Genomic DNA, 21974 nt, shown 5'->3' on the forward strand with positions numbered 1-21974 from the left:
TCCACAAGGGGGAGTCTTATGCACAGTGTGAAGTTATCCGAACTGGTGGCAGCCTTGAGCTTTGCCCTGGATATTACTGAAGGTCAACCTAAGGGCCATTGCCTGCGTTGCTGTTGGTTGGGGATGCATTTGGCCGAGGGCTTAGGGCTCTCGGCCAGCCAACGCCATGATCTCTATTACACCCTCTTATTAAAGGACTTGGGCTGTAGCAGTAATGCAGCACGGATTTGTGAGCTCTATGGCACCGATGATCTTAATTTCAAGCGCAGCTACAAGCGTGTGGATGGCAGTTTGCCGCAGGTACTGGAGTTTGTGCGTCGTCATACCGGGCTGACTCGCTCCACCCTGGCGCGCTTACTGAATGTGATGCGGGTGCTGCGTCATGGCAGCCAATGGAGTCAGGAGCTGATTCAGACCCGTTGCGAACGGGGCGCTACGATTGCCAGGCGGATGCGCTTTAGTGAGGCAGTGGCGCAGGGGATTCATGCGCTGGATGAACACTGGAATGGTGAGGGTAAACCTGACCGTTTAGCCGGTGAGGCGATTCCGCTCTATGCCCGTATTGCTCTGCTCACTCAGGTCGTTGATGTTTTTGTGCAGAGCGCTGGCAAAGAGGCGGCCTTGGCGGAAGTGAAGCAGCGATCCGGTAGCTGGTTTGATCCGCATTTGGTGGCCCAGCTACTGAAGTTGGAAGCCAATACATCACTCTGGCGCTTAATGCAGGCGGATGTGGGGGAGCTGGAGCAGGCATTAGCCCGTTTGGCTCCGCCCACGGTAGATCTGCCCTTGGATGATGATTACTTGGATGAAATCGCCATGGCCTTTGGCCAGGTGGTGGATGCCAAGAGCCCCTATACCGCTGGGCACAGTGAAAGGGTGGCTTTTTATACCGAACAGATTGCCGCTCAGTTAGGCCTGGCGGAAACCCGTCGTCGCTGGTTAAAGCGAGCAGCACTGCTGCACGATCTGGGCAAGCTGGGGGTTTCCAACGTGGTGCTGGATAAGCCCGGTAAACTGGATGCGGATGAGTGGCAGGCGGTGCAGCAGCACGCTGCTTACACCGGGCAGATTCTTGGTCATATTGATGCATTCCAAGATCTGGCCGCAGTGGCGGCGGCTCATCATGAGCGCCTGGATGGTAAAGGCTATCCTCTCGGGCTGGAGGCTGAGCAGATCAGCTTGGAGACCCGCATTATCACCACCGCTGACATCTTTGATGCGATTACGGCGGATCGCCCTTATCGTGCTGCGATCCCGATTCCCAGGGCGTTGGAGATGATGCGGGAGCATCTGCATACCGCCATCGACCCCCAGTGTTTTGCAGCACTGGAGGCCAGCATAGCGCAGCAGGCTAACCCGTTGGCAACAGCCTAGCCACTTGATTCCGACCCTGGCCTTTGGCGTTCAGCAGGGCGCGATCAGCCTGCATGATCAGTTCTTCTGCGCTCTGTCCCGCTTGCCATTGACTGACCCCCAAACTGAGGGAGACCCCAAGGGGCTGGCCTGCCAAGGGTAACTGGTGCTGCTCCACCCGCTGGCGCAGTTTTTCCGCAAAGGCTTGAGCCTGGCTGGCATCACAATCCTGCAGGATAAACAGGAATTCATCACCGCCCCAACGGCAGAGCAGATCGGCCTGGCGCGTCTGCTCGGCGAACAGGCGGGCAATAGAGGCCAGTAACTGATCCCCCACGGGATGGCCATAGCTATCATTGATTTGTTTGAAGCCATCAAGATCGGCAATCACGCAGCAGAGTGGGCTCTGGCGCCGGTTGGCTTGCGCCAGAATGCGGGGCAGTTGTTGATCCAGCATTTGCCGATTAGCCAGGCCAGTCAGCTTGTCAGTATGGGCCAGGGTTTCGAGGCGACGTTGGAAGCGCTGCACGGTACTCCACACGAGGCCGAGTACGATCAGGGTGATCAGACTGGCGCCAACCAAGTTGGCAATCAGGGTGTGATAGATGGCGCTCCCGGCTTGATCATGGCGTTGCTGCACCACCAGGTACCATTGGAATTCAGGAATGAGCCGGCTGTTAACATAGACCCGTTCACCGTCGGGGTCGTCATAATGAAAGGCGGCGCTGGGGGAGGTCAGAATACGGGTGGCATATTGACCCAGCTGGGGGTGGTGGCGCAATTGGCCGGTCCCCTGATAGTGATCGCCGTGCATGCTGAGATTGCCGAGCCGGTCGACAAAGAAAATCTCCCGATTGTAGCGTTGCTGGTATTCATCAATCAGTTGTTTGACCACCGAGCTGGACAGACCCACACCGGTGGCACCAATCAACTTGCCGTGAAAGTCATAGACTTTGTAGTTAATAAAAACAGTGAGTTGATCGGGGTTGGCGGTGTTCTTATCGATGTTGATCTCGTAGGGTTCGAGACTGTTTTTGAAGTTGAAGTACCAGGCATCCTGGGGATCATCTTTATCGATGGTTTTGATCACTCCCTGGGGGTGGTAGTAACGCCGGCTCTGCTCTGAGACGAAGAAGCTGCTCTCGGTTTCATAACGGCGCTGAATCTCCTGCAGATAGCGGGTAATGGCACTGATTTCCTGCTCGCCGGCCAGCGCCCAGTCACGCACAAAGGTATCGTGCGCCATCAAGGAGGAGATAAAGATCGGCCTGAGCAGGTCGCGCTGGATTTCCGAGTAGATGTTATCGCCGGTGAGCGGCAGGGTACTTTCTTCAATTTCCCGCGCCAGGCTATCACGTGCGCTGTAATAGCTGATCAGGCTGGTAGTGATAAAGCTGCCAAACAGAATCAGGCACAGCAGCGTCAGAATTTGCAGTTTCTTGGTCACGGCATACTCCCTGTTAACGGCATGAATGCCACCTCGCTGGTGCATACCGCATCGCACAAGCTTAACCGAAAAATCCCTGTACGGGGGCAGACATCTGTCCGCAATCTGCCTGTCGCGGTTTTGTCATCTAACGCTGGTATTGATGTGGGCCACATTAAAACGAAGTCTGAAGGACCCTGACCATGAGTAGCTTTGAGCAGTACAGTGAAGATCATCCTGAACTCGAGCAAACCGGCTTTGACCGTCTGATCAGCAAGGGCTTAAGCCGTCGTAACTTCCTGCGTGGCAGTGCCACGGCGATGGGATTGTTCCTGGCGGCCACCCCTTTGGCCCGTGCGGTAGCGGCCACGGTGCCAAGCAGTTTGTTGGGTTTTAAAGCGGTGCCTACCAGCACGGCGGATACCTTTGTCGTACCTGAGGGCTATGTGGCGCGCCCACTGATTGCCTGGGGTGATCCCATTCTGGCGGGTGCGCCTGAATTTGATGAGTCTGGTCTGCAGGATGCCGCAGCCCAGGCCGGGCAGTTTGGTGATAACACCGATGGCATGAGCCTGTTTCCGCTGGATGAGAATCGCGCCCTGCTGGCGGTGAACAATGAATACACCAACTATGAGTACTTGTTTGCCCACCAGGGTAAGGCGATGACGGCTGATGATGTGAAAAAAGCCCAGGCTGCACACGGTGTTTCTATCTTTGAAATTCGCCGCCAGGCGGATGGAAGCTGGCACTATGTGCGTGATGGCCAGTATAACCGCCGCATCACCGCCTACACCGAGATGGAGCTGACGGGCCCCGCTGCAGGGCATGACCTGCTCAAAACCGCTGCCGATCCCGCAGGTCGCAAGGTGCTGGGCACCTTTAACAACTGTGCCAACGGTCAGACCCCCTGGGGCACCTACCTGACCTGTGAAGAGAACTTTAACGGTTACTTCGCCAGTGCCAGCGAGCAGGAGTTGGGTCGTGGCGCCAAGCGTTATGGCCTGCAGACTAAAGATTATGGTTATCAGTGGTATCAACACGATGAGCGTTTTGACCTGGTGAAGCATCCCAACGAACCACACCGTTTCGGCTGGGTAGTGGAGATTGATCCGCTAGACCCCAGCTCGACTCCGAAAAAACGCACAGCCCTGGGCCGTTTCAAACATGAGAACGCGGCGTTGACCATCGATGGCAATGGTCATGTGGTGGTCTATCTGGGGGATGATGAGCGCGGTGAGCATCTGTACAAGTTTGTCTCTAAAAATCGCTATAACCCCGACAACCAGGCCGCTAATCGGGACTTGTTGGAAGAAGGCACCCTCTACGTGGCGCGTTTTGATGCCGCTGAGGGAGCCTTAGAGGGAACGGGGGAATGGTTGGAACTGACCCATGGCAAGAATGGGCTAACAGCCGAAAACGGCTTTGCCGATCAGGCCGAAGTGCTGATCTTTGCCCGTGAGGCCGCGACTCGAGTTGGCGCAACCACGATGGACCGTCCAGAGTGGGTGGCAGTGCATCCGGATAATAAGAGCGTGTGTTGCACCCTCACTAATAACAAAAACCGCGGTAAAGAAGGCCAGCCGGTGGGTGGCCCCAATCCCCGTGAGAAGAACAACTACGGTCAGATTGTGCGTTGGTGGCCAAGCCAGGCTGAGCACAGCAGCACCACCTTTACTTGGGATCTGTTTGTGTTGGCGGGCAATCCGCAACTACACCAGGACGGCCTCTATGCGGGCAGTGCCAATATCAATCAGGACAACTTCTTTAATAGTCCTGATGGCATTGGTTTTGATGCAGAGGGGCGTCTGTGGATTCAGACCGATGGCAATTACTCCAACGAGGGTGATTATGTTGGCATGGGCAATAACCAGATGCTGTGTGCCGATCCTGCCACGGGAGAAATCCGCCGCTTTGCCACTGGCCCCATTGCCTGTGAAATTACTGGTCTGGCCTTTAGCCCGGATCAGCGCACCCTGTTTGTTGGCGTGCAGCACCCAGGTGAAGAGCTGGCGCCCTCACACTTCCCAGCTGGGGGTAACAGTAAGCCGCGCTCCACCATTATGGTGGTGCAGCGTGAAGATGGTGGTGTGATTGGCAGTTAAACCTTAACGGCAAAGCCATGGCGGGGGTAAGCTCCCTCGCTATCACCCTGTTCCGGCCTGGGCAGTGCTGCCAGGCCGGATTTTTTAGCAGAGTAATGGGCTTAGAGCAGCGCGTTCAGGCGGGCTGGATCAAGCAGAGGTAAGGCATCCAGCGCGGGTTTGGCAAAGTAATAACCTTGCTGCAGGTATACCCCATGTTGGTAAAGGTAACGGGCTTCCTCCAGGGTTTCGACCCCTTCCGCCACTAGGGTGATGGCCAGACCTTGGCAGAGGTTAACCATGGCACTAAGCAACTGCTGGCGCACTGGATCTTGGGCAATGTCACGGATCAGCGCCATGTCCAATTTGATCAGATCCGGCTGAAACTCTACCAACAGGCCCAGGTTGGAAAAGCCAGCACCAAAGTCGTCGATGGCGGTCAGAAAACGCATTTCCTGATAGGCATTAATGATGCGACTGAGGTGATCGGAATCGACTTTCTCCACTTCGGTAATCTCGAAGGTAATCTGCTCCACCGGAAAGCCAAATTCGGCACAGGCCTCCAGCGTGGTGCGAATGCAATTTTCCGGCTTATAGACTGCCCCGGGTAAGAAGTTGATGTGCAGGCGCGCAGGCATGGCAAGGGCGGCAGCTTGGCGTACTGCGCTGACGCGGCAGGTTTGATCGAAGGCGTGACGGTTGTGATCAGAAACCTGTGCCAACACCCAACCTGCTCCTTGTCCTTCACTGCCGCGCACCAGCGCCTCATAGGCATAGGCTTGACCGCTGCGCAGATCAACAATGGGTTGAAACGCCATGCAGATGGCAAAACTGAGGGTGTTTTGGCACTGACAACTTGAACCAGACATAAGGGCCCCAGGCTACTAACAGAATCTCTTCACTCTGTAGGGTAGCTTGACGCTTAGCGCAAGCTTAGCTGTGGCCAGTTCCGCTCGATGGCGATTTGTTGCAAAGTCGCATCGGCATCGACCACAACCGGGTAGTCGACCTGCTCCAACAGCGGTAAATCATTGTGGGAGTCGCTGTAGAAGTAGCTGCCGGCTAGACTGTACTGGGGGTGCTCCCTCAGCCATTGCTGTAAACGCACCACCTTGCCTTCGCGGAAGCTTGGGGTGCCGCTGAGGCGACCGGTGTAGCGCTGGTTATCGATTTCCGCCTCACAGGCAATCAGGTCATCCACGCCAAGGGCGCGGGCAATGGGGCTGGTGACGAAGCTGTTGGTGGCGGTAATGATCAGCAGGAAATCGCCCCGTTGACGATGCTGAGCCAGCAAGGCCTGTGCCTTGGGCAGCATGATCGGGGTAATCTTGCGGGCCATAAAGCGCTGATGCAGCTGCGCCAGCTCATTCAGGCTGAAGCGGGTCAGGGGGGCCAGGGAGTATTCCAGATAGCGATGAATGTCGAGGCTGCCGTCCAGATATTGCTGGTAGAAACGATCATTGGCTTCTTTATATACCTGAGGGTCGACTAACCCTTCTTCGACCAGGAACTCGCCCCAGGCATGGTCACTATCTCCGCCAATCAGGGTGTTATCCAGGTCAAAAATCGCCAATGCCATCGCCGTACTCCATCGCTGCCTAAAGGAGTGGGCATGATAAGCCTTAAGCCAATGTTTTCCCAAAATTTAATTCCGTTGGCAAAGCAAGGGCTGCACTTGGTGGAAAGTAACAATTTGTGGAAGAATAGGCGGCAATAGCAAATTATTTCAGGGTGATACCGTGATTGACGCAGACGGTTTCCGCCCCAACGTGGGCATCATCCTGGCCAATGCACAAGGGCAAGTTTTGTGGGCACGACGAATCGGTCAAGATGCCTGGCAATTTCCCCAGGGGGGGATCAAGGAGCACGAAAGCGCAGAAGAAGCCTTGTTCCGCGAACTCTATGAAGAGGTCGGGTTAAGCGCGGCGGATGTCGAAGTACTCGCTTGTACCCGTGGCTGGTTACGGTATCGCTTACCGAAAAAAATGGTTAGACGCCACAGTCAGCCACTGTGTATTGGTCAGAAGCAAAAGTGGTTTTTGTTACGCCTGTTAGCGGAGGATTCGGCAGTCAAAATGGATGCTGGGCCCTCTCCGGAATTTGATCACTGGCAATGGGTCAGTTACTGGTATCCTCTTGGTCAGGTAGTGTCCTTCAAGCGTGAGGTCTACCGTCGAGCCATGCGGGAGCTGTCCCAGCGTCATATGCGCCTGTTTTATGGGCGTGAATAGTCTCTGAAGAGAATGGAGCGGCTATGCCAAAGCTGGAAACCCTGCGCAAAATCGTACAAGAAGTAGACAGTGCCGATACCCTTGAGGAGGCACTGGCGATTATTGTGCAGCGGGTTGGCCATGCCATGGGTACCCATGTCTGCTCCATTTACCTATTTGATAATCAGCACCAGCGCTATGTATTGATGGCCACCGAGGGCTTGAATAAGTCAGCGGTGGGACAGGTGACCATTGCGGTCCGTGAGGGGCTGGTGGGCTTGGTGGGGCAACGTGCCGAGCCGATTAACCTGGATGATGCGGCCCAACATCCACAATTCCGCTATTTCGAAGAGACCGGCGAGGAACGTTTTAAGTCTTTCCTCGGCGTGCCCATTATTCACCAGCGCCGGGTCTTGGGGGTGCTGGTGGTACAGCAGCGTGAGCAGCGCCGCTTTGATGAGGGTGATGAGGCCTTCCTGGTCACCATGTCGGCCCAGTTAGCGGGCATTATTGCCCATGCCGAGGCTACCGGAGGGGTGGCTAATCTGGGCAAAAAGAAACGCAAGCCCTCGGATACCAAATACGAAGGGATTGCCGCCTCTCCTGGGGTAGTCATTGGCACCGGGGTGGTGATGGTGCCCCTGGCCGACCTGGACTCCGTACCGGAGAAACAGGTCGAGAAACAACAGATCGCGGTTGAAATCAGCAAATTTCAGGCAGCCTTAGAGCACGTGCGCCGGGATATTCATCGGGTTGGACGCAGCCTGGCAAAGCGCCTGCGGGCGGATGAGGCAGCGCTCTTTGATGTGTATCTGCGCATGCTGGATGACAATGCCTTGCCTGGCGAGATTATCCGTTATATCGAAGAAGGCTACTGGGCCCAGAGTGCACTCTGCGCAGTGGTGCAGGAGCATGTGCGGCAGTTTTCGATGATGGATGACCCCTATCTGCGTGAGCGGGCCACCGATATCCGTGATCTGGGTCGCCGAGTGCTGACCTATATGCAGCAGGAGGCGCAGACCCAGCCGCTGCAATGGCCGGAGCGGGCGATTCTGGTGGCCGAGGAAATTACCCCGGCGATGCTGGGGGAGATCCCGACCGATAAACTGGTGGGCCTGGTCTCTGTATTGGGCTCATCCAACTCCCATGCGGTTATTTTGGCCCGCTCCATGGGGATTCCCACGGTGGTGGGGGCAGTGGATTTGCCCTTTACTCAGCTGGATGGCCGCGAGCTGGTGGTGGATGGCTATATGGGCCGGGTCTTTACCGACCTGTCCAAAGACCTGCGTTTTTATTACCAGCAGATTATTGATGAAGAACGCCAGCTAGTTGAAGGCCTGGAGGCGCTGAAAACCCTGCCGGCGGAAACCCTGGATGGCCATCGAATGCCTCTCTGGGTCAATACCGGGATGGTTACCGATGTGGCCCGTTCGCTGGAGCGTGGGGCAGAAGGTATCGGTCTATACCGTACCGAAGTGCCCTTTATGATTCGTGAGTCCTTTCCCACCGAAGGGGAGCAGATCAACAGCTACCGTCGTCAGCTGGAGGCTTTCGCTCCTTACCCGGTTACCATGCGAACCCTGGATATCGGCGGGGATAAAGCTCTGCCTTACTTCCCTATTGAAGAGGACAATCCCTTTCTAGGTTGGCGTGGTATTCGCGTGACCTTGGATCATCCGGAGATTTTTAAAGTGCAGGTGCGGGCCATGCTCAAGGCCAGTATTGGGCTGGATAACCTGCGCATTATGCTGCCGATGGTGACCTATGTGACCGAAGTGCAGGAAGCGAAGGTGTTGATCGATGACGCCTTGCAGGAACTGCGCGATGAAGGCTTGCCAGTGGCCACGCCCCAGGTGGGGGTAATGGTGGAAGTGCCGGCGGCAGTCTATCAGGCTGAAGTGCTGGCCCAGCATGTTGACTTCCTGTCGGTGGGTAGCAATGACCTGACCCAGTATTTGTTAGCGGTGGATCGCAATAATCCACGGGTGGCGGATTTGTATCACTCTTATCACCCTGCGGTGCTAATGGCGCTGCAGCATGTGGTGGAAGCCGGCCATAAACACGGCGTGACGGTCAGTATTTGTGTTGAAATGGCCGGTGATCCAGGCGGAGCCATCATTCTGTTGGCGATGGGTTACGACGTGCTGTCGATGAGTCCGATCCATTTGCCTAAGGTGAAGGCGGCTATTCGTGGCATTACTTTGGTGCAGGCACAGCAGTTGCTGGGCAAGGTGATGCGTCTGGATAAGGTGCAGGATGTTGAGCAAAGCATTTATGAGCTCTTGCACAGCACAGGCGTGAGCCGTTTCAGCCGCTGGCGGCGCAAGGATAGCAGCGAGCAGAGTTAAAGGGCGCCAGCCCTGCCGCATTCGTCTGCTTGCTTGTCATTGAACCTTTTTCTTGTTCTGGGCTTAGTCCTGCTGCTGATGCAGTGGCAGGGCAATACACAGACGCTCTTCCTCCGCATCCTGAATTCGCAACAGACTCTGTCCTGGACTGAGCAACTGCTGTAGCAATAACAGGCTTTCTTCTTCCTGCAGTATGGGTTGCGCATGACGCCAGGAGGTCAGGGCTGCGGCCTTGGGGGTGCAGAATTCGATCAGCAAGTGATAACCCTCCACCAACAGACGCATTTCCAACTGGCAGGCATCACGGTAGTCCTGGTGATACAACGCCAGGGCAAAGAGGGCGGTGGTGGCACTGTCCTCTTCGCCATGCAGTTGATATTCCACTTTACTGCTTAATGGCTGCAGCTGATGGCGTGGCATCAGTTGTTGTAACTGTGGCCAACGCAGATTGATCCAGGTCTGAAACAGAAAGGAGTCCGGCGCATGGCTGGTGGGGGTAGGCCAGGGTAACGCTAGACGACCCCGTAGCGTCCAGGGTGCCCAACGGCGTAAATGGGCTAGCAGGCGGCGCATTTTGTGCTGTAAATCGAGGAGAGCCTGACGCTCTTGCTTGAGTTCGGCGGCGGTCGCCTGCAGCTGGTGGTTGGCCTCTTGCCACTGCAAAGTACGCTCTTGCACCCGAGCTTCCAACTCGGTATTCAGGCGTTCCATCTTGCTTAAAAAGTCACTGCGGGCCTGGGCCGAGGCGGTGGCTTCATCGTGGGCTTCCGCCAGTTTGCTTTCCAATACTTTTTGCGAACTGAGATCACGAATCACCGCGACAAAAGAAGACTCATCCTTCACCTCGCTTAACAGCATCAGTACCGGTAGGGGTTCGCCATTCACCTTATGGCCGAGGGTTTCCACCTGGGGGCCATGCTTGCGCAGCCAGTGGGCCGGGGTGTTCTCCAGCATCGGTAGCAGGCGTTTAAGGTTGAGGTCCAGTAATTGTTCTTGCGGGTAACGGAAGATACGGCAACTGGCCGCGTTGGATTGCAGAATGCGCCATTCTTCATCGACTAACAGCAGGCCATCGTTGACCGCTTGAATGATGGCATTGGTTTTGGCGCCTTGTTGACGCAGTCGCTCTTCGGCTTCCCGGCGGCTCTCGATTTCCTCCTGGAGCAATGCATTCATTTCCATCGCAGCCCCTGCCAGCGCTTGGGAGCGGGTCAGTTCGCCTTTTAGACGAGACTGAGCCAACAGCAGTAATACCAGGGCAAGAATGGAAACGCTGGCCTGAATCCATACCATCGGCCAGAAGCTGCTGCCCTTACCATCTTTGCCCAGTGGCAGTACTTTGGTCAGGCTGAAAATGCCCCGTACATCCCCCGCCTGCCAGTCATTTTTGGGCGTACCAGGATAGGAGTTATGGCAGTTGACGCAACTGGGCAGGAGTGGATCTGCCAGGGCATAGCGCAGTACCAGGCGGTTACCCTGTTGTTCAAAACGATAAAAGGCTTGGTTGGGGTTCATCCGCACGGCGAGTAGGGCATCACGCTCAAAGGCATCCTGAGGGCCGCCCTCGGCGCGCCAGGGGAAGGGGAGCTCGGAATATAAGCGAATGCGCAGGGAGTGATCCTGGCTGCCGATAAAGTCGCCAAAATCCTTGGCGAAGGTGGCAGGCAACGGCAGGGTGTCGGGATGATTGTAAGCATGGCTGATGCTGATGCCGTGTTCCCGTGCTTTGGGTACCACTTCACGGGCATAGAAGTTGCGGAATTCGATCACCGAGCGAGTAAAGTCGCGCGCATCAATCAGGGCGGATTGACGAAACTGGGCTTGATTATCCTGATAGCTCCACCAGGATAGCCCTAGGCTGGTACAGAGCAGCAGGGCGATAAAAAAGCCGGTGATCCAGGTGGTGTAATGGGGGCTACGGGATGCCGGTCCGGGCATATCAAGCTTCCGCGGGTTCGTGCACAGGGTGGAGAGGCAGCCAAAGGATAAAGGTACTGCCTTGTCCGGGGCAACTTTCTACTTCAATGCGGCCACCATGTTTCTCCATGATGGCATAGCTCATCGATAGACCGAGACCGGTACCCTGGCCAACCGGCTTGGTAGTAAAGAAGGGCTCAAAAATGCGACTAAGGTGCTCCTGCTCAATGCCGCAGCCATTGTCTTGAATGCGAATATAGGCACTGTCTGAGGTCTGGCCGGTACTGATACGGATTTCGCCGCTGCCGGCGGGCAGTTGGCTCAGGGCCTGTCCGGCATTAATCAGCAAATTGAGAATGACCTGGTTGAGTAAGGAAGCAACACAGTAAACCTCGGGCAGGGTGGCGTAGTCTTTGACGACCCGGGCCTGATGCTTTAAGACGTTGTGGGCGATGTTAAGGGAGCTATCGATACAGGCATTTAAATTGGCATAGTCCCAGTCCTGCTGACCGGAGCGGGAAAATGAGCGCAGGTCGTCGATAATGCGCTTAACCCGGCGAATGCCATCCTTAGAATCTTCAATCAAGCTGGGTAAGTCTGCTAACAGGAAGGGCAGGTCGATTTCCTGGCTGAGGCTATCAAGTTCTTCATGGTTTAGCTCTGGATGCTGTTCAAGGAAGGCCTGATAAAGCTCAAGCAAGCGACAGAGATCCTGTACGTAGCCGCCCAGGGCCTCCACGTTGGCACTGATATAGGCCAGGGGGTTGTTGATCTCATGGGCGATGCCGGCGGATAGCTGACCAATTGAGGCCATCTTCTCCGACTGAATCAGCTGCGCCTGGGTGTCTTTCAGTTGTTCAATCAGGGTTTGTTTCTGCTGGTTTTCACTGCGCAGTTCCTGGGTGCGTTCCTGTACCTTGGCCTCCAGGTGCAGATTGAGCTGTTCCAGCCGTTGTTTAGCCTCTTCCAACGCCTTGTTGTAGCTCAGTAACTGCTCTCCCATCAGTAGCAGGCCATCGGCGGTATCCTGCAACTCCTGAATACCAAATTCGGGGCGTTTGTCGGGTTGTTCATTTTGCGCAATGCGGTTCATCAGCACCCGTAGCAGCTCCAGTGGACGGGTAACCCGGCCACTGAGGTGGCGCATATGGCGATACATAAAGGCAAAAAACAGGATGTAGAAGGTGAGCAGGCCCACCACCATGAACAATGCAATCTGGCCAAAGGTGCTGTTGAGTTCGTAGGCCTGTTGATACAGCGCCTGTTCATCCACCACCAGTAGCAGGCTCCAGCCGGTGCCTGGCACCCGCTCCCAGGCCATCATCTTCTGTTGACCATTAAGTTTCAGGCGCATTAGCCCCTGGGGTTGATGGGTAATGGCTTGCGCGAGGGGCAGGGTTTCCTCGCGGCGGGAGATGTTGAAGTCTTCCGGTTTCAGGCTGCTGCTGCGAATGGCTTCGGCATAGCTGTAGGTTGTGAATTCATCTAGCCCCCACTCTTGCTCAGCATTAGGGGGGACTGCCAACAGGGTGCCTTCTTTATTAATCAGGACACCATAACCAAACCAGGGCACATCTAGTTTGAGTACATGGTTAACCAAGCGGTTGACGGTGACATTGAGGCCAACCACCGCCACCAGTTGGTCTTCGATGTAGACCGGAGCCACGCTGGAAGCGAGCCAGCCTTGCCCGGCTGGGTCGACATAGACATCGGTCCAGCGGACTTCACGACTGGGGTTGTGTTGCTGGTCAGCTTCAAAGAAAAAATTGTAGCGAGTGACATCCAGGTCGGCGGGCAGTACGCCGTGTACATCCAGATAGGGAGCGATACGGGTCATGCCATCGGGGGTATTGATAAAGGCTCGGGTGACTAACGGCTGCTGTTCCACCAGGCTGTGTAGCAGGGGGTCAAGCTGAGCGGTGCGCCAGATGGATTGTTCGCTCGCGGGCGTCAGCGGATGTAGGTTGCTAAAAAACATGGCCGATTGGCCAGGGCCGCCATGGTCGGTATGAAACACTCCGTCCGGGCCATGGTGGTAGCGCTGTTTTTCCGTATCCGGCACGTTATAGGGCCGTTGCCAGGCTTGCTCAACCTGATCCCGTAGTAAACCGGTAAATTGGCGTACGGCGTTGAGCTCATCCTCAATGTGGCGCGCTTCCAGATTCACAATACTACTGAGTTGTTGTTTGGCCACCTGCTGCATGTGTTCAATGTTTTTATCCAGCATGATGCTGTTAGTCAGCAGGTAGACCAGTACCAGGACAACCTCAATCAACACAATAGGCAGCAACGCGGAACGCACAAAGGTGCGCCACACTAGGGTGAAAAAGCTGACAGGCGTGGCGTCGGGTAAAGTGGGCTTCATGTCGCGATCCTGGTGGCTGCCTAGCTGTTAGGCAATATTCCCTAATGGCGAGTGGGGGGGAGAGCAAGGGTGAGAGTAACTTTGCGTAACATATTGCTGCCCCTCGGTCTGTCCCGCTACCCCATGGGTTTGTTCCAGTGCACTCCAGCCCTGCTGCTGCAGGATCAGGCTGGTGGTGGAACGGGTGCCGTAATCGGCGCTACGAATAAAACAGGGTGATAATAGCCGCTCCCAAGCTAGCGCAACGCCGGTATCGGGTAGCTGCTCATCTGCGGCAGGTTGCTCATCTAACAATAGACCCTGTAGTTGTGCATGCACCACTGCGGGCTGTTGCAAGGTTTGCTGTAAGGCTTGTTCAGCACGCTGTTGTTTGGGCCAGCGGCTATTTAAGCTGGCATTACTGAGGCTATATAGGCCGGAGCCTAACAAACGTGGCTCCGGTTCGGTGCTGGAGAGAAAACAGAGTTGCTGGCGGTCACCCAGTAACAGATTAAAGCCTGCATAAGCGGCTAACTGGGCTTGCAGCTGCTTGGCGAACTGCCAGGGCGATTGGCCTGAACGTAAGAATTGCAACACCAGCTCCCCTCGGCTGGGTGCCTGGGTGGGTGCACGGCGGCGACCATCACGGATATTAGTGAGGGCCGCCCAGCGACCCTGTTGATCGATGGCTAGCCAGCTTCCACCCGCCTGCAAGTCTTTGCCTGCCCAGATTGCCTCACCTGGCCACCAATGTGCCGGCTGAGTCGGGCGAGCATAGAATTCATCACGGTTGGCGACCAGATAGAGTGGACAGTCGCTCGCGGGCTGCCATTGGAAAACGATCAAGCACATGTTGGCGTGTCACTGTTATCTCTCTTGTTGGCATTAGGCCAGCTTGATGCGGGCCTGGCAAGACGTTGACAGGCACTGGCCACCCCCGTAGTTTGGCGTTTCGCACTGAGGGAGAGCATGGAATGACCGTCTTATTGTTGTATCTGGTATTGGGCGCCTGTGCCGGGGTGTTGGCGGGACTCTTTGGTATCGGCGGTGGGCTGATTATTGTGCCCGCACTGGTGTTTACCTTTAGCGCCCAGGGAGTCTCCCCTGACGTGCTAACCCACCTGGCGGTGGGAACTTCTTTGGCCACCATTGTGGTGACTTCGTTAAGCTCAGTGCGAGCACACCATCAACGTGGTGCGGTGTTGTGGCCGGTCTTTACTCCGATGGCGCTGGGGATAGCGTTGGGCTCCATTATCGGAGTGAAAACCGCCGGTGCCCTGACGGGTGAGCATTTGCAGAAGGTAATAGGCGTGTTTGCCTTAATAGTGGCGGCGCAGATGGGTTTTGGCTTGAAGCCCAAGCCCAGTCGTACCCTACCAGGGCAGGGCGGTTTGGGGGCGGCCGGTACCGGAATTGGCTGGGCTTCGGCGATTTTTGGTATCGGCGGCGGTTCCTTGAGTGTGCCCTTTTTAAGCTGGTGTAATGTCAGCATGCAGCAGGCGGTGGGGACTTCGGCGGCCTTGGGTTTTCCCATCGCCATCTTTGGTGCGCTGGCCAATATTGAGCAGGGTTGGCAGCACCCTGCTTTACCGGAGTGGAGTCTTGGTTTCATTTATTTACCGGCTCTGTTTGGCATAGTGCTGACCAGTGCGCTCTTTGCTAAAGTAGGCGCCCGCCTAGCGCACCAGTTGCCCGCTGCCACCCTGAAAAAGGGCTTTGCCTGCCTGTTGCTGGTCATAGGTTTGAAGTTCTTGTTTTGAGGCTGCCCGATGCTGACCTACCCGCAAATTGATCCTGTCGCCCTGCAATTGGGACCGCTGAAAATCCATTGGTATGGGTTGATGTACCTGCTTGGCTTTGCTGCTGCCTGGTGGTTAGGGCGGCGGCGCATGGGCCGTTTTGGCATGAATGGCGAGCAGTTGTCCGATCTGATTTTTGCTTGCGCCCTGGGTGTAGTAGTAGGGGGACGGGTTGGTTATGTGCTGTTTTATCACCTGGATCGCTTTTTCCAGGACCCGCTGTGGTTGTTTGCGGTCTGGGAAGGGGGCATGTCTTTCCATGGTGGCTTGTTAGGGGTGTTGCTGGCCCTGGTGTGGCAAGCACGGAAGTTGAATCTGCGCTTTTTGCAATTAGGCGACTTTATCGCTCCCCTGGTGCCCATCGGTTTGGGTGCCGGCAGAATCGGCAACTTTATTGGGGGTGAGCTGTGGGGGCGTCCCACCGATGGCCCTTGGGCGATGGTGTTTCCCCATGTGGATTTACTCCCCCGTCATCCATCCCAGTTGTACCAGTTTGCGCTGGAGGGGCTGGCGTTGTTTGTGGTGCTGTGGCTGTACTCCAGTAAGCCTCGGGCAACAGGAGCCGTATCAGGCTTGTTTTTGATTGGCTATGGTCTGGCCCGGTTTGTGGTGGAGTTTGCCCGCCAGCCGGATGCTCACCTTGGCTTTATTGCCTTTGAATGGTTGACCATGGGGCAATTGTTAAGTCTGCCGATGATCATCGCAGGACTCTGGTTAATGGCGCTCTCGCGTAAGAGTGAGAGCCGCAACTAGTTGACTGGAAAAAGTGCTTGACTGGAAAAAAGTGATATGAGCCTAGGGGCTAGGGTTTTATAATCCTGCCCCTGAATTTTTTTAAGCGGGAGAATCGCCGTGCAGCAATATCTGCAACTGATGCAACGTGTCCGCAGCGAGGGCAGTTATAAAGAAGACCGTACCGGCACGGGTACCTATTCGGTATTTGGTCATCAGATGCGCTTTGATTTGCAGCAGGGTTTCCCCATGGTAACCACCAAAAAGCTGCATTTGCGCTCCATCATCCATGAATTGCTGTGGTTCTTGCGGGGGGATACCAACATTGCTTATTTGCAGCAGCATGGGGTGTCGATCTGGGATGAGTGGGCCAATGAGCAGGGTGATTTAGGCCCGGTATATGGTGCCCAGTGGCGCTCCTGGCCTGCAGCAGATGGACGTTATATCGATCAGCTGGCGCAAATTCTGGAAGAAATTAAACGCAATCCCGACTCCCGTCGCCTGGTGGTGAGTGCCTGGAACGTGGCGGACCTGGACAAGATGGCGCTGGCCCCCTGTCACTGCCTGTTCCAGTTCTATGTGGCGGATGGCAAGTTATCCTGCCAGCTGTATCAACGCAGTGCGGATATTTTCCTGGGTGTGCCCTTTAATATCGCCAGCTATGCCCTGCTGACCCTAATGGTGGCACAGGTATGTGAGCTGCAGCCGGGGGAGTTTATCTGGACTGGCGGTGACTGCCACCTGTATGCCAACCACCTGCAACAGGCGGATGAACAGCTTAAGCGGGCGCCGCTGCCACTGCCGAGCATGCATCTGAATCCAGAGGTCAAAGACTTGTTTTCCTTCTGTTATGAGGACTTTGAGCTGCGTGACTACCAGAGTCACCCGCATATCAAAGCACCGGTGGCGATCTGATGAGACTTGCCGCCATTGTTGCTGTCAGCAATAACCTCGTGATAGGTCGCAATAACGCCTTACCCTGGTACCTGCCAGAAGACCTCAAATACTTCAAACAGGTGACCCTGGGTAAGCCGGTAATTATGGGACGTAAGACCTACGACTCCATTGGCCGCCCTCTGCCGGGACGTTGCAATATTGTGATTACCGCTAACCCGAACTGGCAGGCTGCTGGGGTGAAGGTGGTGCATAGCCTGGCGGCGGCGATCAGCCTGGCAGAGGCGGAATGCCTGATTACGGGCGCAGAAGAGGCGATGATCATGGGCGGCGCGCAGTTATATGCCGAGGCCTTACCCCAGGTTGAACGCCTGTATCTCACTCAGGTGGAGGCCGAGGTGGAGGGTGATGCCTTCTTCCCTGCGCTGGACTGGCAACACTGGCAGCTGTTACAGCAGCAAGCTCATGCTCCCTCTGGCGCCAATCCCTATCCCTATAGCTTTCGCGTTTATCAACGCCGTGCTGACTGATGTGGTTGCAGCGTCAACTGACTTTAAAAGCCCGTAGCCGGGGTTTTCATCTGGTAACGGAGGAAATTCTGGCGCAGTTACCGGAAGTGGCCGAGTTACAGGTGGGGTTGCTGCACCTGTGGCTGCAACATACTTCAGCGTCCTTAACCATCAATGAAAATGCCGACCCCTTGGTGCGTAGTGATTTTGAGGCGTTTTTCCGCCGTTTAGTACCGGAAAACCAGTCCTACTATCAGCATACCTATGAGGGGGCGGATGACCTCCCTGCTCATGTCAAGGCCAGTATTCTGGGAATGGGGTGCAGTGTGCCCATTAGTCAGGGTCGTTTGGCACTGGGTACCTGGCAGGGCATTTATCTTGGCGAGCACCGAGAGCAGGGCGGTAGGCGGCGATTGTTAGTGACTTTACAGGGCGAGTAGGGCAGGGCGAAAGTTTGCAGGGCGAGTAGGGGCTTGGTCGGCAGCTTAGTGGGTACTTAGTTAGTAAGAGTTGCATTTTGCAAAACCTACCCACATGGATACAGCAGAGCCCCGGCTGTATCTCTGTTGAAGAGCGGGGTTTACCTCAGCCTCAGCAGGTGGTCGGGGCTCACCAACTTAGTCAGACTCACTTCTCACGTACAAAAACGGGCACTCAAGGGTGCCCGTTTTGCATCTGTTGCAATGCCTTAGCCGTGGATTAAGTGACCAACGGCAAAGGAGCCGCTAAAGCCAATGGCAAAGGCGAATAACAAATAGCCGGAATAGCGCAGGTAAGAGCCAAAGGTCATCCCGCCGACCTTGCTCATGGCGACAATGCCTGCCGCTGAGCCGATCACCAGCAAGGACCCACCCACCCCTACCGCATAGGTCAGGGTCAGCCACTCGGCGGTGGACATCTCGACCCCGGACTTCAGCAGGGCTGCGGTCAAAGGCACGTTATCTACCCCAGCAGAAAGCAGACCCATAATAAAATTAGCCGCAACGGAAGGCAGGTATTCGTAAATGGCGGGAATGGCATCCAGGACGCCGATCTCTTTCATCATACCGACCAGCAGCAGCACACCGAGGAAGAACAGCAGGGTGTCGAATTCGATGGTGCGCATGTACTCGATAATCTTGCTGCCCTCTTCATTACGGTGATAGAGCTGGGCGGTCAGGAACATAATCGACAAGCCAAACAGGAAGGTCAGCACCGGTGGAATACTAAAGAACAGGTTGAGGAAGATGGTGCTGATAATGGTGCTAAGAAAAATGCCGGCAATGATGTAATCCAAGCGCTCAATCACGTGGTTTTTACGCTGAATCATGACCTCGCCACTGAGACCACGAGACAGAATAAAGGTCAGAATCATCACCGCAATAAACGAAGGAATGGACAGAATCAGCAGATGACTGATTTCCACTTTGTCTGCCATAAAGATCATCAGGGTGGTGACGTCACCGGTGATCAATGCCACACCACCGGAGTTCACGGAAAACACCACCAGAACGGCAAATTTGAGGGTCTTCTGCAGGGGCATCTTTAGCGACAGCACCAGAGTAATGGAGATGAGTGTCGCGGTGATATTGTCGGCGATGGAGGAGAAGAAGAAACAGAACAGCGCAGTCATCAGCATCAGCTTACGTTCACTGACCTGTTCGGGCAGGATGCGGTAGATGATCGACTCAATCAGACCTTTCTGGTTCAGGTAGGCGACAAAGGTCATCGCTGCCATCAGGAACAACCACAGGGTGGCAATTTCCAGCAGGTTTTCGTTAATCGCTGCCTGGATAACTGCGGGGTCTTGTCCGGGCTCGGGGAAAATAAAAGTCAGCAGCCACACCAGGGCGCCGAAAAACAGGGTGGTTTTGGCTTTGTTGATATGGACGATATCCTCGACCACGATCAACACGAAGGCTGCTGCGATCAACAGCAGAATGATGACATGCAACATCGTTGCTTGGCTCCGTAAGGTTTAGAAATTGAAATCGGTTGGTCTCAGTCCGCCTGCTGGATAGACGAGCTAGGGCTCGTCAGAGTGGACGGATTGAGCGCGTGGTTAAGCCAAGGGAGGGGCGCGTGAAAGCGGGCTAAACGGACGCGAAAAGCTGGCGCAGCAAGGCGTGATGATCGGCGTGGCATGTGCCTGGGGCCAGCTGGGAAGGTAGTGGTTAGCCACTACCGGGTCGGGTGTATCCTGATCAAGCTGAAAAACCGGACGGTCCTGCAGCAAGCCATTATGAATTTCACTTAACCACCCTTGTTCGCTGTGTTGCCATTTGGCTTGCCAACTTAATAGCAGCAGACTCCAGGCCACTACCAAGCAGAGCAGCTTGGCCAGTTGGCGGCCGGTGTTGGCAGGCAAGTGGAGGGCGGACATGGATAAGCGTCCCAAAAAGGCGCGAGGTAAAGGTGGTTAGAAAGTGGGCAGCACTCTATCAGAGCCACCCTTGAACGGCAAGGGTCGTTCCTGTCAAGGAAACGACCCTTTTTTCAATCCAGCAGGCGATCTGGATCAAGCACAAGATCAGTGAATATCCAGGTTCTCGCCCTTGGGAGCAGTGGCCTTGGCTAGGCGTCCGGCTTCCATTTGTGCCAGGTCGATGGCGCGGAACTCTTGCAGCCAACGGTCTGCTTCATCGCCACCGGTGCCAAGTACCTTCATGGCCTCGTAACAGACATTCAGGCTGGTGTCGTAGGTTTCCTGGAAGATGTAGTCCAGATCCAGCTCCAGCAGGCAGTGAGCATGTTCCACGTTACGGGCCCGGGCAAACAGCTTGGCCTTGGGGAAGTGTTCACGGATTTGCAGAGACGCCTTGGCGGAGATATCCATATCGTTGATGGCGACAATAATCAGTTTGGCTTTGCCTGCTCCGGCAGCCTCCAGCACATCAAGGCGCATGGCATCACCAAAGGATACTTCGTAGCCCAGGCGACGGGCATGGCGAATGTGGGCGGCATTGCTGTCGATAGCAATAAAGGGAATCCCTCGCTCTTTTAATACCCGGGCAATGGTCAGACCCATACGGCCAAAACCGATAATCAGCACATCGGGCTGCTGATCGGGGAGGGGCTCGTGCTCCATGGCTTTGACATCGTCCTGTCCTTCATCCTGTTTGCCTTTGAGCTTACCGAGGTGCATATCAACCGCTTTCAGTAACAACGGGGTGCAGACCATTGACAGGGTAACGACCAGAATCAGGGCATTGGCCAGATCCTGAGGCATTACTTTGGCGGTACTGGCAGCAGCAAAGAGAACAAAGGCAAACTCTCCCCCTTGTGACAGCATGGCAGCCATGCGCAGGCTATCGCCGCTGTCGTTGCCAAAGCGGCGGGCGAGGGAGTACAGCACGGCGGTTTTGCTACCCATCAGCACTACCACCAGAATCAGCATCAGCCACCACCAGTCGAGGAACAGCTGAATATCCATCGACATGCCGACCGCCATAAAGAACAGTCCCAGTAACAGGCCGCGGAAAGGCTCAATATCGGCTTCCAGTTGATGACGGAATTCGGAGTCAGACAGCAGCATGCCAGCCAGGAAGGCACCCAGTGCCATCGACAAGCCAGCGAGTTCCATCAGCAGCGCAGTGCCCATCACCACCAGGAGTGCGGCGGCAGTGAAGAGTTCACGGCTATGGGCCTGGGCCACCAGATGAAACGCAGGCTTGACCAGGAAACGTCCACCGGCGATAACGGCGCCGATGACCGCCAGACCCTGCAACAGATTCAACAGGAAATTGGTGTCATGGGCTTTGGAGTCAGCCAAGGCAGAAACCAGGGCCAGTAAGGGTACCACCGCCAAGTCTTGGAATAGCAGTACGGCAAAGGCGCCTCGACCATAGTGGGAGCCCAGCTCATTGCGCTCAGACATCAATTGCAGTGCAAAGGCGGTGGAGGAAAGCGCAAGACCGAAGCCGCCAATCAGGGCACTCTTCCAGCCGAAATCGAGAATCAAGGCGCCAATAAAGAGCAGGATGCCGAGGGCTGCACCGCTGGCGAATACCTGACTCATACCTAAGCCAAATACCGCTTTACGCATCACCCATAGACGTTTGGGCTTCAGCTCCAAACCAATCAGAAACAGCAGTAACACGACGCCGAGCTCAGAGAAGTGCAGAATCGACTCCACCTCAGTAACCAGACCTAACCCATCCGGGCCGATTAGTAAGCCGGCACCCAGGTAGCCCAGGACTGCCCCTAAGCCATTGCGCTTGGCAATGGGAACGATGCAGACAGCGGCAAGCAAAAAGATTACGGCGCTTTGCAGAAAGTGATCCATACCCGGACATCCTCGTACGACTAGTCATGCTGGCTCGGTGGCAGGCTTTGGTGCTGCCAACCTTCGCGCGCCCTATGGTAGCACCCTTGGCGAGAAA

The 21974-nt window shown here is 55.5% G+C and carries 18 protein-coding genes; 9 read left to right on the forward strand and 9 right to left on the reverse strand.

The features are described 5' to 3' along the window. Positions 1-18: 18 nt before the first annotated feature. Positions 19-1374 carry an HD-GYP domain-containing protein gene (locus tag Q334_RS0102500; RefSeq protein WP_027311828.1) on the forward strand — a complete coding sequence of 452 codons (1356 nt, stop codon included), beginning with the start codon at positions 19-21 and terminating at the stop codon, positions 1372-1374. On the opposite strand, the gene Q334_RS0102505 is transcribed toward Q334_RS0102500, so the two are convergent. Next, positions 1352-2800 carry a sensor domain-containing diguanylate cyclase gene (locus Q334_RS0102505; protein ID WP_027311829.1) on the reverse strand — a complete coding sequence of 483 codons (1449 nt, stop codon included), beginning with the start codon at positions 2798-2800 and terminating at the stop codon, positions 1352-1354. The two genes, Q334_RS0102500 and Q334_RS0102505, sit on opposite strands and share 23 nt — an antisense overlap. 182 nt (positions 2801-2982) lie before the next feature. On the opposite strand from Q334_RS0102505, the gene Q334_RS0102510 reads away from it, so the two are divergent. Then, positions 2983-4881, forward strand: coding sequence for a PhoX family protein (locus Q334_RS0102510; protein WP_027311830.1), 1899 nt, complete (start codon positions 2983-2985; stop codon positions 4879-4881). Positions 4882-4982: 101 nt separating this feature from the next. Here Q334_RS0102510 and Q334_RS0102515 read toward each other — a convergent pair whose 3' ends face one another. Together Q334_RS0102515 and Q334_RS0102520 are read right to left on the reverse strand one after the other, a co-directional pair. Beyond that, a complete protein-coding gene (locus tag Q334_RS0102515; RefSeq protein WP_027311831.1) occupies positions 4983-5729 on the reverse strand; it encodes an EAL domain-containing protein in 747 nt (248 codons plus the stop codon). A 53-nt stretch (positions 5730-5782) separates the two neighbouring features. Then, entirely contained in the window at positions 5783-6439 is a 657-nt protein-coding gene (locus tag Q334_RS0102520; protein WP_027311832.1) for a histidinol-phosphatase, read from the reverse strand. Between the two features lie 160 nt (positions 6440-6599). Between Q334_RS0102520 and rppH the strand changes: the two genes are divergently transcribed. Next, entirely contained in the window at positions 6600-7091 is a 492-nt protein-coding gene (rppH, locus tag Q334_RS0102530) for an RNA pyrophosphohydrolase (protein WP_027311833.1), read from the forward strand. A gap of 23 nt (positions 7092-7114) precedes the next feature. After that, a complete protein-coding gene (ptsP, locus tag Q334_RS0102535) occupies positions 7115-9418 on the forward strand; it encodes a phosphoenolpyruvate--protein phosphotransferase (RefSeq protein WP_027311834.1) in 2304 nt (767 codons plus the stop codon). Positions 9419-9481: 63 nt separating this feature from the next. Here ptsP and Q334_RS19785 read toward each other — a convergent pair whose 3' ends face one another. The 3 genes from Q334_RS19785 to Q334_RS17740 are packed head-to-tail and all read right to left on the reverse strand — an operon-like array spanning position 9482 to position 14531. Further along, positions 9482-11356, reverse strand: coding sequence for a c-type heme family protein (locus Q334_RS19785; protein WP_027311835.1), 1875 nt, complete (start codon positions 11354-11356; stop codon positions 9482-9484). A gap of 1 nt (position 11357) precedes the next feature. Beyond that, positions 11358-13700 carry an ATP-binding protein gene (locus Q334_RS20595; protein ID WP_027311836.1) on the reverse strand — a complete coding sequence of 781 codons (2343 nt, stop codon included), beginning with the start codon at positions 13698-13700 and terminating at the stop codon, positions 11358-11360. 27 nt (positions 13701-13727) lie between these two features. Continuing rightward, a complete protein-coding gene (locus Q334_RS17740; RefSeq protein WP_081414305.1) occupies positions 13728-14531 on the reverse strand; it encodes an NRDE family protein in 804 nt (267 codons plus the stop codon). A gap of 122 nt (positions 14532-14653) precedes the next feature. On the opposite strand from Q334_RS17740, the gene Q334_RS0102555 reads away from it, so the two are divergent. The 5 genes from Q334_RS0102555 to Q334_RS0102575 all read left to right on the forward strand — a co-directional run bounded on the left by Q334_RS0102555 (position 14654) and on the right by Q334_RS0102575 (position 18053). Further along, entirely contained in the window at positions 14654-15439 is a 786-nt protein-coding gene (locus Q334_RS0102555; protein ID WP_027311837.1) for a sulfite exporter TauE/SafE family protein, read from the forward strand. Between the two features lie 9 nt (positions 15440-15448). Further along, a complete protein-coding gene (lgt, locus tag Q334_RS0102560) occupies positions 15449-16231 on the forward strand; it encodes a prolipoprotein diacylglyceryl transferase (protein WP_027311838.1) in 783 nt (260 codons plus the stop codon). 99 nt (positions 16232-16330) lie between these two features. Beyond that, a complete protein-coding gene (locus Q334_RS0102565; protein ID WP_027311839.1) occupies positions 16331-17125 on the forward strand; it encodes a thymidylate synthase in 795 nt (264 codons plus the stop codon). Continuing rightward, positions 17125-17634: a dihydrofolate reductase gene (locus Q334_RS0102570; protein ID WP_027311840.1), complete on the forward strand. Its 510-nt coding sequence runs from the start codon at positions 17125-17127 to the stop codon at positions 17632-17634. Before Q334_RS0102565 ends, Q334_RS0102570 begins: the two co-directional genes overlap by 1 nt. Next, entirely contained in the window at positions 17634-18053 is a 420-nt protein-coding gene (locus Q334_RS0102575; RefSeq protein WP_027311841.1) for a secondary thiamine-phosphate synthase enzyme YjbQ, read from the forward strand. Before Q334_RS0102570 ends, Q334_RS0102575 begins: the two co-directional genes overlap by 1 nt. Before the next feature lie 248 nt (positions 18054-18301). Here the strand turns inward: Q334_RS0102575 and nhaD are convergent, their stop codons facing one another. The 3 genes from nhaD to Q334_RS17745 all read right to left on the reverse strand — a co-directional run bounded on the left by nhaD (position 18302) and on the right by Q334_RS17745 (position 21877). Beyond that, entirely contained in the window at positions 18302-19549 is a 1248-nt protein-coding gene (nhaD, locus tag Q334_RS0102580; protein WP_027311842.1) for a sodium:proton antiporter NhaD, read from the reverse strand. 105 nt (positions 19550-19654) lie between these two features. Further along, on the reverse strand, positions 19655-19975 hold the full coding sequence (locus Q334_RS0102585; protein WP_027311843.1) for a hypothetical protein: 321 nt from the start codon (positions 19973-19975) through the stop codon (positions 19655-19657). A 147-nt stretch (positions 19976-20122) separates the two neighbouring features. Continuing rightward, positions 20123-21877, reverse strand: a complete 1755-nt coding sequence (locus Q334_RS17745; protein ID WP_051527459.1) for a monovalent cation:proton antiporter-2 (CPA2) family protein — start codon at positions 21875-21877, stop codon at positions 20123-20125. Positions 21878-21974 lie beyond the last annotated feature (97 nt).

The sequence above is a fragment of the Balneatrix alpica DSM 16621 genome (assembly GCF_000619885.1).
In the GTDB taxonomy this organism is placed as follows: Bacteria; Pseudomonadota; Gammaproteobacteria; order Pseudomonadales; family Balneatricaceae; genus Balneatrix; species Balneatrix alpica.

Coding starts and splice junctions, on each gene's coding strand:
- Q334_RS0102500 (WP_027311828.1), top strand. CDS start 19: ATGCACAGTGTGAAGTTATCCGAACTGGTGGCAGCCTTGAGCTTTGCC.
- Q334_RS0102510 (WP_027311830.1), top strand. CDS start 2,983: ATGAGTAGCTTTGAGCAGTACAGTGAAGATCATCCTGAACTCGAGCAA.
- Q334_RS0102515 (WP_027311831.1), bottom strand. CDS start 5,729: ATGTCTGGTTCAAGTTGTCAGTGCCAAAACACCCTCAGTTTTGCCATC.
- Q334_RS0102520 (WP_027311832.1), bottom strand. CDS start 6,439: ATGGCATTGGCGATTTTTGACCTGGATAACACCCTGATTGGCGGAGAT.
- ptsP (WP_027311834.1), top strand. CDS start 7,115: ATGCCAAAGCTGGAAACCCTGCGCAAAATCGTACAAGAAGTAGACAGT.
- Q334_RS19785 (WP_027311835.1), bottom strand. CDS start 11,356: ATGCCCGGACCGGCATCCCGTAGCCCCCATTACACCACCTGGATCACC.
- Q334_RS20595 (WP_027311836.1), bottom strand. CDS start 13,700: ATGAAGCCCACTTTACCCGACGCCACGCCTGTCAGCTTTTTCACCCTA.
- Q334_RS17740 (WP_081414305.1), bottom strand. CDS start 14,531: ATGTGCTTGATCGTTTTCCAATGGCAGCCCGCGAGCGACTGTCCACTC.
- Q334_RS0102555 (WP_027311837.1), top strand. CDS start 14,654: ATGACCGTCTTATTGTTGTATCTGGTATTGGGCGCCTGTGCCGGGGTG.
- lgt (WP_027311838.1), top strand. CDS start 15,449: ATGCTGACCTACCCGCAAATTGATCCTGTCGCCCTGCAATTGGGACCG.
- Q334_RS0102570 (WP_027311840.1), top strand. CDS start 17,125: ATGAGACTTGCCGCCATTGTTGCTGTCAGCAATAACCTCGTGATAGGT.
- Q334_RS0102575 (WP_027311841.1), top strand. CDS start 17,634: ATGTGGTTGCAGCGTCAACTGACTTTAAAAGCCCGTAGCCGGGGTTTT.
- nhaD (WP_027311842.1), bottom strand. CDS start 19,549: ATGTTGCATGTCATCATTCTGCTGTTGATCGCAGCAGCCTTCGTGTTG.
- Q334_RS0102585 (WP_027311843.1), bottom strand. CDS start 19,975: ATGTCCGCCCTCCACTTGCCTGCCAACACCGGCCGCCAACTGGCCAAG.
- Q334_RS17745 (WP_051527459.1), bottom strand. CDS start 21,877: ATGGATCACTTTCTGCAAAGCGCCGTAATCTTTTTGCTTGCCGCTGTC.